This is a genomic window from Bacillus seohaeanensis (genome assembly GCF_042684945.1).
In the GTDB taxonomy this organism is placed as follows: domain Bacteria; phylum Bacillota; class Bacilli; order Bacillales; family Bacillaceae_B; genus Rossellomorea; species Rossellomorea seohaeanensis.
In genome coordinates, this window is record NZ_JBHUMF010000026.1 from 55512 (window position 1) to 71847 (window position 16336).

At 35.8% G+C, this 16336-nt stretch carries 20 protein-coding genes; all 20 read left to right on the top strand.

Annotated elements, in window-relative coordinates; genetic code table 11:
* The first annotated feature begins 161 nt into the window (after positions 1 to 161).
* Positions 162 to 1418 (top strand): phage portal protein, encoded by a 1257-nt coding sequence (locus ACFSUL_RS10690; protein WP_377935216.1) that lies wholly within the window; start codon positions 162 to 164, stop codon positions 1416 to 1418.
* Positions 1411 to 1998, top strand: coding sequence for an HK97 family phage prohead protease (locus ACFSUL_RS10695; RefSeq protein ID WP_377935218.1), 588 nt, complete (start codon positions 1411 to 1413; stop codon positions 1996 to 1998). Before ACFSUL_RS10690 ends, ACFSUL_RS10695 begins: the two co-directional genes overlap by 8 nt.
* A gap of 47 nt (positions 1999 to 2045) precedes the next feature.
* Positions 2046 to 3176 (top strand): phage major capsid protein, encoded by a 1131-nt coding sequence (locus ACFSUL_RS10700; RefSeq protein ID WP_377935220.1) that lies wholly within the window; start codon positions 2046 to 2048, stop codon positions 3174 to 3176.
* Positions 3177 to 3193: 17 nt separating this feature from the next.
* Positions 3194 to 3469 (top strand): head-tail connector protein, encoded by a 276-nt coding sequence (locus ACFSUL_RS10705; protein ID WP_377935222.1) that lies wholly within the window; start codon positions 3194 to 3196, stop codon positions 3467 to 3469.
* A complete protein-coding gene (locus ACFSUL_RS10710) occupies positions 3466 to 3810 on the top strand; it encodes a phage head closure protein (protein WP_377935224.1) in 345 nt (114 codons plus the stop codon). The genes ACFSUL_RS10705 and ACFSUL_RS10710 overlap by 4 nt, the downstream gene beginning before the upstream one ends.
* Positions 3810 to 4175, top strand: a complete 366-nt coding sequence (locus ACFSUL_RS10715) for an HK97-gp10 family putative phage morphogenesis protein (RefSeq protein WP_377935227.1) — start codon at positions 3810 to 3812, stop codon at positions 4173 to 4175. Before ACFSUL_RS10710 ends, ACFSUL_RS10715 begins: the two co-directional genes overlap by 1 nt.
* Positions 4172 to 4510 carry a hypothetical protein gene (locus ACFSUL_RS10720; RefSeq protein WP_377935229.1) on the top strand — a complete coding sequence of 113 codons (339 nt, stop codon included), beginning with the start codon at positions 4172 to 4174 and terminating at the stop codon, positions 4508 to 4510. The genes ACFSUL_RS10715 and ACFSUL_RS10720 overlap by 4 nt, the downstream gene beginning before the upstream one ends.
* A 2-nt stretch (positions 4511 to 4512) precedes the next feature.
* Positions 4513 to 5073: a major tail protein gene (locus ACFSUL_RS10725; protein WP_377935231.1), complete on the top strand. Its 561-nt coding sequence runs from the start codon at positions 4513 to 4515 to the stop codon at positions 5071 to 5073.
* Between the two features lie 67 nt (positions 5074 to 5140).
* Positions 5141 to 5431 (top strand): phage tail assembly chaperone G, encoded by a 291-nt coding sequence (gpG, locus tag ACFSUL_RS10730; RefSeq protein ID WP_377935233.1) that lies wholly within the window; start codon positions 5141 to 5143, stop codon positions 5429 to 5431.
* Positions 5432 to 5594: 163 nt separating this feature from the next.
* The gene (locus ACFSUL_RS10735; RefSeq protein ID WP_377935235.1) at positions 5595 to 8765 is read left to right on the top strand and encodes a phage tail tape measure protein; all 3171 of its coding nucleotides are present in this window, start codon (positions 5595 to 5597) and stop codon (positions 8763 to 8765) included.
* Between the two features lie 2 nt (positions 8766 to 8767).
* Complete coding sequence (locus ACFSUL_RS10740) at positions 8768 to 9577, top strand: phage tail family protein (protein WP_377935237.1); 810 nt, start codon at positions 8768 to 8770, stop codon at positions 9575 to 9577.
* Positions 9578 to 9600: 23 nt separating this feature from the next.
* The gene (locus ACFSUL_RS10745) at positions 9601 to 11076 is read left to right on the top strand and encodes a hypothetical protein (protein WP_377935239.1); all 1476 of its coding nucleotides are present in this window, start codon (positions 9601 to 9603) and stop codon (positions 11074 to 11076) included.
* Positions 11077 to 12111: a hypothetical protein gene (locus ACFSUL_RS10750; RefSeq protein WP_377935241.1), complete on the top strand. Its 1035-nt coding sequence runs from the start codon at positions 11077 to 11079 to the stop codon at positions 12109 to 12111.
* 13 nt (positions 12112 to 12124) lie between these two features.
* Positions 12125 to 13144, top strand: coding sequence for a hypothetical protein (locus ACFSUL_RS10755; RefSeq protein ID WP_377935243.1), 1020 nt, complete (start codon positions 12125 to 12127; stop codon positions 13142 to 13144).
* Positions 13145 to 13157: 13 nt separating this feature from the next.
* Positions 13158 to 13553, top strand: a complete 396-nt coding sequence (locus tag ACFSUL_RS10760; protein ID WP_377935245.1) for a hypothetical protein — start codon at positions 13158 to 13160, stop codon at positions 13551 to 13553.
* Positions 13553 to 13696 (top strand): hypothetical protein, encoded by a 144-nt coding sequence (locus ACFSUL_RS10765; protein WP_377935247.1) that lies wholly within the window; start codon positions 13553 to 13555, stop codon positions 13694 to 13696. Before ACFSUL_RS10760 ends, ACFSUL_RS10765 begins: the two co-directional genes overlap by 1 nt.
* On the top strand, positions 13689 to 13847 hold the full coding sequence (locus tag ACFSUL_RS10770; RefSeq protein WP_377935249.1) for a hypothetical protein: 159 nt from the start codon (positions 13689 to 13691) through the stop codon (positions 13845 to 13847). The genes ACFSUL_RS10765 and ACFSUL_RS10770 overlap by 8 nt, the downstream gene beginning before the upstream one ends.
* Positions 13848 to 14002: 155 nt before the next feature.
* Complete coding sequence (locus ACFSUL_RS10775; RefSeq protein WP_377935251.1) at positions 14003 to 15763, top strand: phage tail protein; 1761 nt, start codon at positions 14003 to 14005, stop codon at positions 15761 to 15763.
* A 16-nt stretch (positions 15764 to 15779) separates the two neighbouring features.
* Positions 15780 to 15962, top strand: a complete 183-nt coding sequence (locus ACFSUL_RS10780; RefSeq protein ID WP_377935253.1) for a hypothetical protein — start codon at positions 15780 to 15782, stop codon at positions 15960 to 15962.
* Positions 15963 to 16029: 67 nt separating this feature from the next.
* Positions 16030 to 16336, top strand: a 307-nt coding sequence (locus ACFSUL_RS10785) for a phage holin family protein (RefSeq protein ID WP_377935255.1), incomplete at its 3' end; no start/stop codon positions are given.

The window sequence follows — 16336 nt, forward strand, 5'->3', positions numbered from 1 at the left end:
AGAAGACATTTTTATTATTCTAGGAGTGTTTCTTATCACATTAGCTACTTACCTATTAAGCTTTGTAGCATCTATCTATGTGTTAGGAATATTCCTTTTGTTGTTTGGTGTGTATTTTTCCCTTCATCCACCTTCAAACAAAAGTAAAAGGAGGTGAGTAAATGTTATTTAGACGAGCTGAGAAAAGGGATTATACTTTTACATTGGCGGATGAAGAAGCAGCAAAGATCTTAGGAATTGAGTTAGATGGTATTTCAGTAGATAAGGCAAAAGAAGCTACATTCTTTACTTGTTTGAGAATTTTATCAGATACAATTAGTAAACTTCCTTTAAAACTTCATCAAGAAACTGGCAATGGTACAAGGAAAGCAACAGACCATTATTTATATAACCTTTTGAAATTAAGACCAAATGAATACATGTCGTCATCCACCTTTTTTAAGGCTGTTGAATGGAATCGTTTATATTATGGACATTCAATTGTGTATATTGACACTATAAAAGCAGGTAGACATGCTGGTAGAGTCAAAGGTTTATATCCGTTAGACATGGATAAGGTTGAAATCTGGGTAGATGATAAAGGGGTTATTGATAGAAATAACGCTATTTGGTACATCTACAATACTTTACATGGTCAAATGAAACTGAAGCATGATGAGGTATTACATTTCTTTGGTATGACAAAGGATGGTATTCAAGGAATGGCAGTAAAGGATTACTTAAAAACCCTTGTTGAAAATGCTCAGGGTGGACAATCTTATGTCAATGAATACTTTAAAAATGGATTATTTGCGAAGGGGATTTTGCAATATACATCTCAAATTAATCCAGAAGATGAAGTGAGAATGAAAGAGCGTTTTCAAAGAATGGCATCAGGGGTGAAAAATTCAGGGTCAATATTACCCGTACCACTCGGATTCCAGTTCCAATCCATTAACTCTACAATGGCAGACAGTCAATTCTTGGAGTTAAATCAACTCAGTATGCAGCAAATTGCAGCGGCTTTTGGAGTGAAAATGCATCAAATTAATAGTTTAGATCGTGCTACACATAGTAATATAGCTGAACAACAGAAAGAGTTTTATGTTGATACACTTCAAAGCATTTTAGTTATGTACGAACAGGAACTTTCGTGGAAACTTTGTACAAAAAAAGAACGAAATGAAGGTTACTTTTGGCGATTTAATGTTGATAGTATACTGCGTAGTTCACCAAAAGAAAGAGCTGAATACCTAAAAATAATGGGTGAAAGTGGCTATATCAGTAGAAATGAAGGAAGAGAACAAGAAAATCTTCCAAGAGTGGATGATAAAAATGCCGATACACTTATTTTAAATGGTAATGCTATACCGATTGATATGGTTGGAGAGCAATACATAAAAGAAACATCTCCGAAAGGGGGTGAAGATAATGAGTAAACAAAAGGAAATTCGTAAAATTGATGTTGAAAGTATTGAAGTTAATTCAAATGAAGAAGAGAGTTTCTTAATTGAAGGTTATATTAATAAATTTAACACTCGCTCACAATTTATGGGATTCTTTGAACAAGTGGATAAGAATGCTTTCAATAGAACATTAGCAGATGGACATAATATTTTTGGATTGTACAACCATGATTCAAGTAAGATTCTGGGATCAACTAAAACAAATAGCCTACAATTATTTGTTGATGATATTGGGTTAAGGTTTAGTTTGAATATCAATCCTAATGTTAGTTATGCAAAAGATACATACGAGTTAGTGCGTTCAGGAGATGTAGAAGGTTGTAGTTTTGGATTCTACGTTACTGACGATGATTGGGATTACTTAGAAGATGGTACTGAACTAAGGGTAATTAAAGATTTAGAATTGATTGAAGTAACTATTACACCTTTTCCTGCTTATCTCACGAGTGAAGCGTCATGCCGAAGTTATGAAGAGTTTAAGCAAGAGGTTAAAGAACAGAAAAATAGAGAGTTAAAACAACGACAAATCGCAATAGAGCTTGAGCTTATATAAGCTCTTTTTTTATTGAAAAAATTTTATTAGAAAAGAGGAATTTTAGTATGAAGAAAATTGATGAAATGAAACAATCGCTTGAAGCGTTAAAAGGTGAAGCTCGTTCTTTGAATGAAGCAGGAAAAGTTGAAGATGCGGAAACAAAATTAGCAGAAGTTCGTTCTCTTCAAAAACAAATTGATATTCAAACTGAATTAGACAAAGAAGAACAACGTGAGGTGGAAATTAAAATGGAAAAACGTGAAATTAAAACTGAAAGCAAACTTGAAATTCGTTCTGTATTCGCTAAAGCAATTAAAGGTAAGGCACTCACTGAGGAAGAACGTGCTTTAGTGCAATCATCTGTTAATACAGACGGAGGGTATCTTGTACCAAAAGATATTGCAACTGAAATCAATGAGTTAAAACGTCAATATAAGTCAGCTAAAGCATTAGTTGGAGTCATCCCAACATCTACAGAAAGCGGTTCTTTTGTTGTGGAAGACCTTTCTACAATGACAGATTTAGTTAATTTTGATGAGGATAATACTGGTCTTAACGAACAGCAACCGAAATTCTCAAATGTAGAATACAAGATTGCTAACTACGGTGCTATTACACCTATTAGTAAATCATTCTTGCAAGATGAAACTGCTAACTTCTTAACTTATTTAAATGGTAACTTCTCTAAGAAAGCAATTCGTACTGAGAATAAGAAGATTTTTGAGGCACTGAAACTTGGAAAAACTGCAAAAGCTGTAGCTGATATTAAAGGTCTTAAAGGTCTAGTAAATAAAGATTTAGACCCTGCGATTCGTGAAGCTTCTGTATTTATTACAAACCAAGATGGTTTTGCTTATTTAGATGAACTAGAAGATGGAAATAATCGTCCATTACTACAACCAGATCCAACACAACCAACAAATAAAACATTATTTGGTTTACCTGTTCATGTTTTCTCCAATGCAGAATTACCAACAGCAGGTACAACAACAAAGAAAGCACCACTGTATGTAGGTTCTATGGTTGATGCAATTAAATTCTTTGACCGTGGTGTTTATGAAGTGGCTATTTCTGAACATGCAGGATTCACGAAGAACCAAAATGTTGCACGTTGTGTAGAACGTTTCGATGTTAAACAAGCAGATAAAGACGCTTATGTATATGCGACAATCGATGTTACAGGTGTTTCTGCGTAATAAGGAGTTGATACCTCATGTTGAACGAGGTTAAACAATATTTAAGGATTGAGGAGGATTGGGTTGAGGAAGATACTCAACTCAATTCTCTAATAACTGCAGCCAAAGCTTATATCAAGAATGCTACTGGTGTTAAGGTTGATGAATTAAATGATTTACATAAGTTAGCTGTTTGTATGCTTGTTGTCCATTGGTATGAAAACCGTGAAATAGTAGGGAAAGCTGATTCACTTGCGTTCAGTTTGGAAAGTATTATTTTTCAGATACAATTTACAGGAGGGCAAGAGGTATGAAGGTAGGACAATTGAGAGAAAGAATTACATTTCAAAATCCTCCAGACCCTGATGCAGTAAATGAAAACGGATTCCCGTTAACTGACTATACAGATTATAAGGTAAATGTACCTTGTGCTATTAAAACGTTAAAGGGCAAAGAATATCAGCAAGCAAATACCACTAAGAATGAGATCACAGAAAGATTTATTACTCGATATTCTGGTGGAAAAGGTGTTTCTCATGATATGAGAATAAAATTCAGTAAAAATGGAGTTACAAGGTACTTTGGTATCGAGTCCATTATTAATGAAGATGAAAAGAATATTTGGCTTACCTTTGTTGCAAAGGAGGTAATCTAATGGGTATTAAATTAGATGGAATGACTGATATTCTCAGTAGAATTGAAGGAATGGCAAACACTCAACAAGCTAAAGAGAAGGCACTTGATAAAGGTGCTGAACACATGCGAAAGAAGATTGCTGATAATACAAATAGAAAACGAAGTAACTTAAATAAAGAACATGCGGCAGACAATGTAATAGTGAAAAAGAATGGTGATGAAGTAGAAATTGGTTACTCTAAAGACCATTATTACATGATGTTCCATGAGTTTGGAACTTCTAAAATGAGTGCTGATCCTACTGTTGCTCCCACATTTGAAAATGAACAAGCTAAAACTCAAGAAATTATGAGTGATGCTATTAAGAAGGAGTTAAACTTATGAGCCTTAATAGCTTAATTATTTCAACTCTAAACAGTTTAGCTCCTGTTGCATTTCAAAAATATAAAGGTAGCGAAGATACTTACATAACTTTTTTCGAGTACAATCAAGGTGCTGCGGTTAGTGCAGATGATGATGAAACAGTTACTCGTCACTCTATACAAGTAGATGTGTGGTCAAAAGGTGATTATACAGACTTAGTTAAGGAAGTAAAAGCAAAAATGAAACAAGTAGGATTTACAAAAAACTATGAAACAGAATTATACGAAGAAGAAGCGGAGGACGTGATTATATATCACAAAGTTCTCCGTTTTTATTATTTTAAGGAGGCTATATAATTATGGCAGGAGTAAAAGTTGGTTTAAAAGATTTGCACGTAGCAATTTTAAAAAATGATGGTAGTTATGATGCACCACAAAAGTTTGCAAGGGCGATTGATGCGACTATCACCCCAAATACAAACAGTACAACACTTTATGCAGATGATCAGGCGTCTGAGGTTGCAGAATCAATGGGTGACGTAGAAGTTGAAATTAACGTAGATGATTTGAGTACGGAGCAATATGCTTTATTACTTGGTAAGACAGTTAATGAGGATGGGGTTGTAATTGATAAATCAGATGATGTTTCACCTTATCTAGCACTGTTATTCCGTTCATTGAAATCTAATGGGGAATATCGTTATGTTGTTTTATACAAAGGGAAATTCTCTATTCCAGAGGATTCTTACCGCACAAAAGCAGACCAAGTGGAATTCGTCAATCAAACGCTTAGTGCAAAATTTGTATCAAAAGATGATGGTGAATGGAGAGCAAGAGTAGATAGTGATGATCCAACTGTATCACCACAAGTAATTGATGAATGGTTTGATTATGTATACGGACACATGCCAATAGTTTAATAATTAAGAAGATAGAGAGGCGGTTAATCCGTCTCTTTTTTATGTTTAAAAATAAGGAGGAAATAACTTGAATTTAAAATTAATGATAAACGATGAAGAAAAAACTTTTGTAACAGGTTTTGTGAAGGCAAGAACGTTCCGTGAAATGCTATCAATTAGTAAGAGAATGGATCTTAATGATTTATCCGCTGAGGAATTAGATGAATTAGTGCAATTAACATGTCAAGTGTTTGATTTCCAATTTTCAGTCGATGAATTTTACGATGGTTTACCAACGGAAGAAATTGTGCCAACTATTGTGCAAGTTTTTCAAACAATTAATGGTACTACGAATGGTGAAAAAACTGAAAAAAAGTAAATAAAGATCCATTGGTAGCTATTAAAAATATTTATAGGAAACTGATAGAGATTGGATGGACTCTTAATGAAATAGATGAGATGGATATTCATTTCTATTTTGACCTTTACAGTGAAGAAGAATCTAAAGGTTATATTGATCAAGTTATATAGGAGGTGAATATATGGCTGAATCACTTGGTGCTTTAAAGATTAATTTATCATTAGAGGACGCAAACTTTACTAGAAGTATGCAGGATATTAACCGTAAACTAAAAGGATTAAACTCTGAATTTAAAGCAGCAACAGCAGGAAACAGAGGTTTTGAAAGTAGTCTAGATTCACTTAGACGAAAACAAGACCACTTAGCAGACACACTTACATTACATAAGCAAAAAGTAGGGCAGTTAAAAGAACAATATGAGCAAAGTGTTGCGACAAAAGGCAAAGATGCAAAAGCAACTGAGAATTTATTGATTAGATATAATAAAGCACTTGCAACTATGTATAAAACAGAGTCTCAACTTGGTGACGTAACTCAAGAAATAGCCGAACAGTCAAACGCTTGGAATAAACTTGGAAAGAAAATGAATCAAGCAGGAGAAAAATTAAAAGGTGTCGGCTCGTCTATGAAGTCAGTCGGTCAAAGTGCAACAATGTCTATTACTGCTCCGATTGTTGGTTTAGGAGGAGTAATTGCTAAAACTGGTGCTGATTTTGAAGAAGGTATGAGTAAGGTGTCTGCGGTAAGTGGGGCAACTGGTGAAACTCTACAAAAGTTAGAAGAACAAGCAAAAGAATTGGGTGCTACTACTAAATTTAGTGCAAGTGAAGCTAGTGAAGGTATGCAATATTTAGCAATGGCTGGATTTGACGCTAATGAAATCATAGCTTCTATGCCAGGTCTTTTAGATTTGGCAGCAGCAGGTGCTTTAGATTTAGGAAGAGCATCAGATATTGCTTCTAATATCATGAGTGGATTTGCTATTGATGCTAGTGAAGCAGGACATGTTTCTGACGTATTGGCAAAAGCATCATCAAGTGCTAACACAAATGTAGAGCAATTGGGAACAGCGATGCAATACCTTGCTCCAGTCTCTAACTCATTAGGTTGGAGTTTAGAAGAGGCAACATCTGCAGTTATGGCTCTATCTGATGCAGGATTACAAGGTGAAAAAGCAGGAGCAGCATTTTCTACATCACTTACTCGATTAACTAAACCATCTTCAGAAGCGGCTGGAGTAATAAAAGACTTAGGTTTAGAATTTTTCGATGCAGAAGGTAACATGAAATCTTTACCTAGGGTAATGCAAGAGATTGAAAAGGGGACAAAAGGTTTAACTGCAGAACAAAAGGCAGCGGCATTATCTACTATTTTTGGACAAGAAGCATATAAATCATGGGCAATCTTATTAGAAAAAGGCTCAGATGCTTTAGCTGATAATACCGAAATGCTTGAAGGTGCAGACGGTGCAGCAAAGAAAATGGCTGACACTATGTCTAATAACGCTAAGGGCTCTTTTAAAGAAATGATGTCTGCTTTAGAAGGATTAGCCATTGAATTATCTGATGCACTACTTCCTGTTTTAACAGATGGAATAAAAGTAATTACTGATTTAGCAAGGAAATTTTCTGATTTGTCACCTGAAGCTAAGAAAACAATCTTAGTAGTTGGTGGTATTGCAGCGGCTATTCCTCCATTAATTATGGTTGTTGGTGGTCTAGCTAGTGGTATCGGTTCAATTATATCTGTTGTAGGAATGGCTTCATCTGCTATTGCAGGGGCAGGTGGTTTAACTGCAGCATTAACGGCTTTAACAGGACCTGTAGGACTAGCAATTGCTGGAGTTGCAGCATTAACTGTAGGTGGTATTGCACTAGCTAAAGAAATGAAGAAACCTGCCATAGAAGTAGAATTATTTAGTGATCAGGTTTCGGAATCTACACAAAAAGTTGTCGGATCCTATTTGAAATTAGATGAAGAGGCAACAGTGGCATTGAATGGATTAGCTTGGAGTCAGCAGACTGTTACAGAAGAAATGGCTAATCAATTAATAACTACATTTAGTCAAATGAATGATCAAATACTTACTGAAATGAAAGCAGACCACGAGGAACAGTTATTAGCTACTCAAGACTTCTTTGCAAGAAGTAACACTCTTACTACAGAAGAAGAAGCGAAAATAGTTGCTAAAGTTCAAGAATCACAGACTCAACAACAACAATCGGTCACTGATGGTCAAGCACGAATAGCTGAAATACTTAATACTGCTAAAGAAGAAAAACGTGCAATTACTGAGGCTGAAAAACAAGAAATTAATACAATACAACAACAGATGAAAACTCAAGCAGTTACTGTCATGTCTGAAAGTGAAGCAGAGCAAAAAGCTATTCTTGAACGTCTCAAAACGGAATCCTCTGAAATCACTGCACAACAAGCAGCAGAAGTTGTTAAGAATGCAACAAAACAGAAAGATGATGTCATCAAGAAAGCTAACGAACAATATAACTCTGCTATTGCCGAAATCATTCGTATGCGTGATGAATCGGGTGTTATTAGTGCTGAACAAGCAGACAAGCTTATTGAAGAAGCGAAAAGACAAAAAGATGAAGTGGTTAAGAAAGCAGAAGAAACTCACACTAAGGTAGTAAAAGAAGCTAAAGAACAAGCAAAAGAACATATCAACGCAGTAGATTGGGAAACAGGAGAGGTATTAAGTAAATGGGATAAATTTACAAACGAATTGTCAATATCTTGGGATTTCATGAAGAAAACAGCAAAACGAAAGTTCGATGAGATGGCTGGTAATATAGCATCAGCGACAGCAAGAGCGACTGCAGATGGTCTAAAGAATTTAAAAAATTTGAAATCGAAGGCAGCAACAAAATTATCTGAAATTGTAGGGGATTTTAGAGATTTCAAAAATGATATAGTTGGATTTTTCGCAAACATGGTTCTTAAAATTCCAAAGCCATCGATGCCTGACTTACCTCATTTCTCATTAAAAACATCCACGAAAAGTGTATTTGGTAAGGATATTACTTATCCTAGTGGTATAAATGTTAATTGGTATCGTGATGGGGGCTTATTCGCACCAAATAGTCCTCAACTAATTGGTGTAGGTGATGCAAATGTGCCAGAGGCAGCAGTACCATTAAATCAAAGTGTTATGAGTATGTTGGCAAAGAAAATAACTGATTATATGCCTCAGCAAGCAACAAATTCAACAGGTCAACCAAATATAAACGTGTACATAGGTGATCAAGAGATTTTAGACCTTACATACGAATATTTTGAAGATAAACAATCAACAGCAAGACTAAGTAGTTATACAAAGAATGGGGTGATGAGGTAACAATGATACAAATATTTGATAAGGATTGGAATGAATATAATCTAGATGATTATGGTCTCAGGTGTTTGTCATTCGAGCCTGAGAGCCTTTCATCTGAATTAATCACTGAAAAGATTGAAGGAAGAGATGGAGTTATTGTTTTGGATGAATCTCTGAATCCTAGAATGATAGAAGCTGAGTTTAGAATATTAGCTAACGATTATCTAGATTATCAGTTAGCAAGAGATTCTGTTTTTAGATTGTTTGATGCTCGAACATACTTCTATGTAGTTGATACAAGACAAACGGAAAAAAGGTGGCTAGTTCGTTCATATCAAGTTTTTAGACCTGAGAAGGTAAACAGGGTTACAGCAACCTTCACTTTAAATTTGATAAGTCCTTCTTCTTACTGCCAATCCATTGGCACTACCATTCAACCATACGAAACTGACACACTAATTCAAGTAGAAGACCAAGATATAGGCGATCCACCTATCCAGTACACCTTTAACACTAACACGTTCTCTGTTTGGAATGATGGAGATGTAACCGTAGACCCGAGAGAACATGATTTGACTATTATATTTCAAGGAGATTCCACAAATTTAAGAATTAAAAATATCACTACAGGTGATGAATGGACTTATACAGGAAATACTACCCAATCAGATGTTATCAAGTTGGAAGGTATTCGTTCATTAAAAAATGATTCATCTATATTTGGTCTGACAAATAGAAAATTAATTACATTACATAAAGGATTCAATCAATTTGAGGTATCTGGAGCGACTAATTTTACGATTAGTTTTGATTTCAGATACCTTTACTTTTGATTATAAAGGAAGGTGAACGCTAATTGAAAACAGTAAATAAGAAAACAGTTACAATCGATCTCCGACAGTCTACCGTTATTCCTTTACCTCAATTCATTCAAAACGATACCAATATACTTGAATTCATTGTAAAGGATAATAGAATTGATGCAGATTTAAGTAATATTGGTAGAATCGTAGTCAATTACAAGCGTCCTGATAATCACATTGTATCTAGGCTTCTAACTCCTGTAAATAATACCGTTTCCTATGAAATTGGCAATGAAGAAATGGAAGTTGCAGGGCGAGGTAAATTAGAAATCCAATTTTTCAGTTTAGATAATCTGGAAAGAATTTCAACGAAAAAGTTAGAAGTACGGATTCACGAAAATATTGGTTCATCTGCAATTCAAGAAGATGATGAGGATCTAACAATACTGCAAGAGTTGTTTATTGAAGTTGGTAGTGTTAGTGATTATGCTCAAGAACAGGGGGATTATGCTAAGTTACAAGGGAATTACGCCAAGACTCAAGGGGATTATGCTAAAACTGAAGCACAGAACGTAAGCTCGGTAGCAACAGATGTATCCGATGCAGAAGAATTAAGAGTCACTGCAGAAAATGAACGTGTTACATCGGAAAACACAAGAGGAATAAATGAATCTACTCGAATAGACAATGAGAATGTCAGACAATCGAATGAGACTGATAGAAAAAATGCCGAGTCTACTCGTGAAACGAATGAACAAATTAGGCAAACACAAGAGCAACAGAGACAAACAAACACAGCACAGGCTATTTCTGATGTTGAAACTGCAACAGCAAATGCTAATGAGGCAGCAAACGAATCTCAAACTCTAGTTGATACTTACATTCACCTTGGTGATTATTCTTCAACTACTACTTATGTAGTTAATAATGAAGTCAGATATAACGGTTCTACATGGCGTTGTATTCAAGATTGTACAGGAGTTACACCAGTAGAAGGCGTTAATTGGACACTTGTTGCTAAAAGAGGGATGGATGGTACAGGTTCAGTGTCGAGTGTTAATGGTTCGAGTCCTGATCAAACAGGTAATGTTACAATTGAAACTTTTAGTGGTGACTACAACGATTTAATCAACAAACCAAATATACCAACTTCACCAGACGACATCGGTGCTGCAACTACTCAATCCGTCACAGATGTAGACAATAAAATCGGTCTTTTATCCGATGACGTTGGTGCGGTAGACCAAAGAGTTACAGACCATCTAAACGAGTACATGCCACATGATGACGAACTAAACGAATATGCAAGTGACCAAGATGAAAAAGGTGTTTATAGAGTAGTAGACTTCAAACGTCCAGATGGTACTTTGCATTTGAAAAGCACACTATCCAATCCAGATGCACAAGGTAAATACCAAACTTGCACACTTCAATTTTACGAAGCAGATGGTGTGACGGTTGCACTGACTAAAACATGGACATTCACACTAGGAACTGACGGGTCATTTTCGGCTAAGGAGGTGGCATAGATGGACATTAACTCTATATTAATGGCTCATGGAGTCATCAAGGGTGGTGGAGGTAGCTCAAGTAAGGACACCATACCTCCACCACCAATCACAAACTTTAAGGTTGATAGTGTCGGTGATGGATTCGTTAACTTATCATGGACGAATCCCGATGACACAGACTTTGCAGGAGTGAAGATCCAACGTAAAGAAGGCGGTTATCCATCTTCTCCTACGGATGGAATAACGGCTTATGATGGTTTAGATTCAACGATTACGGACAGTGGATTAACAAATAGTGTTGAATACTTCTATCGTGCTTTTACGTATGATTTTGATGATAACTTTAATCAAGATGTGGGGCAACAGGTTAGTGGGATGCCTGTTGTCGGTGATGACCCTAACGCTATTGGAGGTTTGCTTAATCTAGTTGCAGGAATAATGGATGCTGGTTACTTTGGGACAGTACCCTCTAGTGAGTTTATAGATGGTGATACTTTAGCCAGTGAGATTGGATTAACCGCAGGTAATAGTCAATATCCAACCGCTGATTGGTTGAAATTCGCCATTGATGAGAAGGTTATTTTATCTCCAACAGAATCGTTCAGATATAATATATCTTGGAATGATATTAACAATGTTGATGCAGTGTATGGCAATAAAACAATAATTATAAACGGCTTAACATTTAAAGTGAAACTATGGAGAGGTGCTGAGAACAACCCTTCAAAAAACACTGATAGTGACAGAGATGCAATAGGCTCAGAATGGAATAGGCTTATATTGCCTATTCATGTTAATGCTCCATCAAGTTGGACATATCCATCTTATGGAGGAGTTACAGAAGATTGGGGTATTGATTTTACTGATGAATACTTACATTTAGATCAGTTTAATGGAAATGGGTCGTATATATGGTGTCAAGAAAATATAGAGGGAGATAACAGTGTGATTGTTCTGCGCGGTAAAAACGGTGCAACATATGCTGGTTACGGTGCTTCTAGTATAATCAGTGTGGATTACGGTTGGCGACCAGTCCTAGAATTAGTTCAATAATGGAGGTGGAACAATGAATATCAAACGTGTATTAATCTCACATGGTCTACTCACACCACCTAAAGATACGACTCCTCCACCTCCCATTACAAATTTTGTTGCAGTAGCAGAACAAGGAAGTGGAATTGTTGACTTATCGTGGACTAATCCTACTGATGCCGATTTTGAAGGAGTGAAGATTCAGAGGTCAACAGGTGGATATGTTGCTTCTCCAAACGAGGGAACAACAGTTTATGATGGTGTGGGAGAATCCTATACAGACGAAGATATAGTAAGTGGCACAACGTATTATTATCGAGCTTTTCCTTATGATAAAGCAGGGAATTTTAATCAACTTAGTTCTCAACAAGTGAGTGCGACTCCTGTTTTGAGTGATGACCCAAGTGGTTCGGCAGGAAATGCAAATTTAATAGCAGGAGATATGACGGCAGGCTATTTTGGAACAGTGAGTGCAGGTGAGTTTATAGATGGCGATACTTTAGCTAGTGAAGTGGGGTTAACAGCAGGGACGAGTCAACATTCCAATACTGATTGGTTGAAGTTCTCTAGCGAAGGTAAACCGATATTTAGTCCTTTAAAACCTGTTAGGTACAGTTTGAGTTGGGATGATATTAATGCAGTCGATTTAGTTTACGGTAATAAAACAGTGGTGATTGACGGCTTAACTTACAAAGTAAGACTTTGGCAGGGTGCAGAAACTAACCCGTCTAATTCTAATGAAACCTATGAGGGAGCCGTTGGAAGTGAGTGGAACAGTTTGATGCTACCAATACACACAAACGCACCATCCAGTTGGCTTAGGGGATATGGATATTCTACGGAAGATTGGGGAATTAATTTTACTGATAATGATTTAATAACGCACAGGGATGCAGGTGAGGGAGCGAGTACATTGTGTCAAGAGGTATGGGGTTCTGATGCCAACGAAAGAGTACGAAGAGGATGGTGGGGAGTTGCTGATATGGACTCGATTTCCTCATCCACTACTGTGTACGGTGCTAGTTGGCGACCAGTCTTAGAACTAGTTCAATAAAAGGGGTGATAACATGCTAATAAGAAAAGGAAATCGTTTTGAATTATACCCACACAAAGTTAAAGGAATCCGTTTTGGAGAAGCGTTTGAACAATGGGCAACACCATCTAAGGAATGGTGGACAGAAGTTGCAAACAAACACGATCATACAGAAGTAACGGAATTTATCGAAGTTGCGTTAACAGACGAACAGCTTACTAGATTTGAAGAAATTAAGAATATGCCGGAAGATTTTACGAGTGTTTATATGGATTACGTGTTAGATGGTACGTTGCCTAACTCTTTTCCAGAAGCTCATCCTTTCAGACAAATCATGTTAAAGAACGAAAATAGGCAACTTAAAAAACAATTGGATAATGCAATTATCGAATTAACAACGGTTATGGCAATGCAAGGAGGTACTGTTTAATGTTTACAACAGATAGTGTAGTAGCGAATACGTGGGCAAATGCCGTTTTAAAAGGAGAGAAAAAGATTGAAGAAGTTCCTAATCTTTCTAACCTCGTTGATGTTGTTAATGAAATTATTAAAGGAGTGGAAGCTAATGTTTAATGAAGATAGCGTTATTGTAAAGGTTTGGTTTAGTGCCGTATTGAGTGGAGCTTATACTTATGAACAAGTCCCTAATCTATCTAACTTACGTGAAGTGACTGGGCAGAAATTAACGGAAGTTGGATATGATATTGAGAATGAAGTAGCTTAATTAAAATAATCAAATAAAATTATTCTTTTAACTTGAATTTGATGTTTGAGATTGTACATACAAGCGAATTAGATTTAATGAGTAAGGTAATTACATAGTTAATTTTACAAGGAGTTGTTATCATGCAACTCCTTTTTATATTGGAGGTGATTAATTTGCTAACTATTACAAACAATGGTGTATCAGAACCACTTGTTGATTACAACGACTTTGAAATAACTGAAGAATTGAATGGAGACTTTTCTATCTCTTTCACTGCTCTTAACACCGAGCTAAATGAATATGCTTATCCATTACTCGCAGAAGAAAGTCTTATTGAGTTTGAAGGTCATGAATATCGAGTAAAAAAGATGAAAGAAATTCGTAACAAGAAAACCGTCAATTATGCACCTCATATTTTCTTTGATTTAAAAGGTCATCGAATTTATACAATTAACGGTGGTACAAAAACACTAGATGAGGCAGTATCATTTGTACTTCCAGATGATTGGACTTTTGAAAATGTAGATGTAACAGAATCTGCTTTGCTTCCTAATTTTGGTGAAGATAATGCAGTAGCTTTAATTCGTTTAATATGCAAAGCATTTCAATGTGAAGTCAAGATTGAGAAAGGTAAACACCTTGTTTTCAAAAAGCAAATAGGTAAGGATGATGACTTCCAATATCGTTATAAACACAATATTAAGGGATTAGAGAATGATGTTAATACAGAAAAGTTAGCAACAGTTATTAAAGGGATAGGAGCAAACGGATTGGTTGTTACCTATCGCTCTCCTAATGCTGATATTTTTGGTGAAATTCACGCCAAAGAGATTAAAGATGACCGTTATTCTGTTGCGGATTCCTTAATAGAAAGAATCAAACGTGAATTAATTGATTATCCTGAAGTTTCTATTGAGGTTGAAGAAGTTGATTTAGGTGAAGAAAAAGAGTTAGGTGACAAAGTTTGGTTGATATACGAACCACTAGGAATCGAATTTCAAACTCGTATTATAGCAACAAAGAAATTACCAAAACGAAAAGGTAAAAATACTGCCACATTAGGCAATAGGAAGAAAACATTTTCTGATATACTCACTGAAACAAGGGTAGAAATTGACCAAAATAAGAAACAATTCCAGTCAAGGATTGAACAAACGAACGAGCGTATCACCTTAGAAGTAGAAGAGATTGACGAAAGCATCGCTTCTGTCAATTTACGAGCTGACAACATCGAATTAAAAGTATCAGATAACGAGGATAATATTGCTTCACTTAATTTACGGTCAGATAACATTGAATTAAGTGTATCTTCTCTTGGTGGTCGAATGGATTCTGCTGAATCAAGCATATCTGTTAATGCTGGGAATATCAGTTCAAAGGTTAGTCAGACTGATTATAACGGCAATACCATCGCTTCATTAATTAATCAATCGGCAACGACTATTACGTTAGATGCACAAAAGATTGAGATGTTAGGAATTACAAACGTAGCCAATGAATTGAATATTGGGAAGTCTTTTGATGACGGAACGTATAAATCAATAAATTTCCGCGGTGACTTTGGGGGAGTAAGTATTTCAAGTCCTGGTATTGATACGCTTAATATAGATGCCATAAACGCAATAACTTTAGATTCGACTGAAATTTATATGAGAGGAAATGTCAACTTCTCTAACGCGACAGTTGAAGGTCTTTCGGTATCTTATGCAAGTAGCGCAGGGAATGCAGACACATTAGACGGTTATAATTCGAGTGCTTTTAGTTTCAGTGGGCACTCGCATAGTGAATACGCATCCGTATATCACTCACACGGAACAGACTACGTTTCCTCGGAATATGGACAAACTATAAGACTTTACCGCGATAACTCAACAGGAAACTTTATATTGTTGCACGGTTCAGACAGATTCAGATTATCAGGAACATTTTATTAATTAGGAGGAAAATATTATGACAAAAATTCAAATTTCTTTACATGACGGTTCAACAATTAATGCGGAGCTTTCAGCCTATAATGCTGCTGAATTGGCGAATAAAATGAATGATCCTAAACTACTTATGATTGTGGTTGGGGATGCAATTATTAATAAAAATATCGTGCGATTAGTTACACCTGTTACTACTCAAGCGTAAGTAGTTTTACCAAAAGTCAATGAAAGGCTTTTTTATTTTGGCTTAAAATAGGAAAGGAGTGAAATGTGTGAATGAGAAAGCTTTAACAGTGATTTCAGTAGTAGGTACAAGTGTTTCCTACATTGTTGATGGATTAGGTCTAGCATTGACTTTCTTACTTTGTATGATGGCAATTGACATTATTACAGGTTTTATGGTTGCTAAGAAAGATGAAGTGATTCAAAGCTCAATCTTTAGAGAAGGCTTGATGCGTAAGTTATACATACTATTACTTATTGGTGCTGTTTACATGATAGATAAATTAGTCCTAGATACAGGATATATAGGTGATGGTGTAACCATTGCATTTGTGATAAATGAATTTATTTCCATAA

What these genes read in the sequence shown, in the direction of transcription:
- ACFSUL_RS10690 (WP_377935216.1), top strand. Translation starts at nt 162, where the DNA reads ATGTTATTTAGACGAGCTGAGAAAAGGGATTATACTTTTACATTGGCG.
- ACFSUL_RS10695 (WP_377935218.1), top strand. Translation starts at nt 1,411, where the DNA reads ATGAGTAAACAAAAGGAAATTCGTAAAATTGATGTTGAAAGTATTGAA.
- ACFSUL_RS10700 (WP_377935220.1), top strand. Translation starts at nt 2,046, where the DNA reads ATGAAGAAAATTGATGAAATGAAACAATCGCTTGAAGCGTTAAAAGGT.
- ACFSUL_RS10705 (WP_377935222.1), top strand. Translation starts at nt 3,194, where the DNA reads ATGTTGAACGAGGTTAAACAATATTTAAGGATTGAGGAGGATTGGGTT.
- ACFSUL_RS10710 (WP_377935224.1), top strand. Translation starts at nt 3,466, where the DNA reads ATGAAGGTAGGACAATTGAGAGAAAGAATTACATTTCAAAATCCTCCA.
- ACFSUL_RS10715 (WP_377935227.1), top strand. Translation starts at nt 3,810, where the DNA reads ATGGGTATTAAATTAGATGGAATGACTGATATTCTCAGTAGAATTGAA.
- ACFSUL_RS10720 (WP_377935229.1), top strand. Translation starts at nt 4,172, where the DNA reads ATGAGCCTTAATAGCTTAATTATTTCAACTCTAAACAGTTTAGCTCCT.
- ACFSUL_RS10725 (WP_377935231.1), top strand. Translation starts at nt 4,513, where the DNA reads ATGGCAGGAGTAAAAGTTGGTTTAAAAGATTTGCACGTAGCAATTTTA.
- ACFSUL_RS10735 (WP_377935235.1), top strand. Translation starts at nt 5,595, where the DNA reads ATGGCTGAATCACTTGGTGCTTTAAAGATTAATTTATCATTAGAGGAC.
- ACFSUL_RS10740 (WP_377935237.1), top strand. Translation starts at nt 8,768, where the DNA reads ATGATACAAATATTTGATAAGGATTGGAATGAATATAATCTAGATGAT.
- ACFSUL_RS10750 (WP_377935241.1), top strand. Translation starts at nt 11,077, where the DNA reads ATGGACATTAACTCTATATTAATGGCTCATGGAGTCATCAAGGGTGGT.
- ACFSUL_RS10755 (WP_377935243.1), top strand. Translation starts at nt 12,125, where the DNA reads ATGAATATCAAACGTGTATTAATCTCACATGGTCTACTCACACCACCT.
- ACFSUL_RS10760 (WP_377935245.1), top strand. Translation starts at nt 13,158, where the DNA reads ATGCTAATAAGAAAAGGAAATCGTTTTGAATTATACCCACACAAAGTT.
- ACFSUL_RS10765 (WP_377935247.1), top strand. Translation starts at nt 13,553, where the DNA reads ATGTTTACAACAGATAGTGTAGTAGCGAATACGTGGGCAAATGCCGTT.
- ACFSUL_RS10770 (WP_377935249.1), top strand. Translation starts at nt 13,689, where the DNA reads ATGTTTAATGAAGATAGCGTTATTGTAAAGGTTTGGTTTAGTGCCGTA.
- ACFSUL_RS10780 (WP_377935253.1), top strand. Translation starts at nt 15,780, where the DNA reads ATGACAAAAATTCAAATTTCTTTACATGACGGTTCAACAATTAATGCG.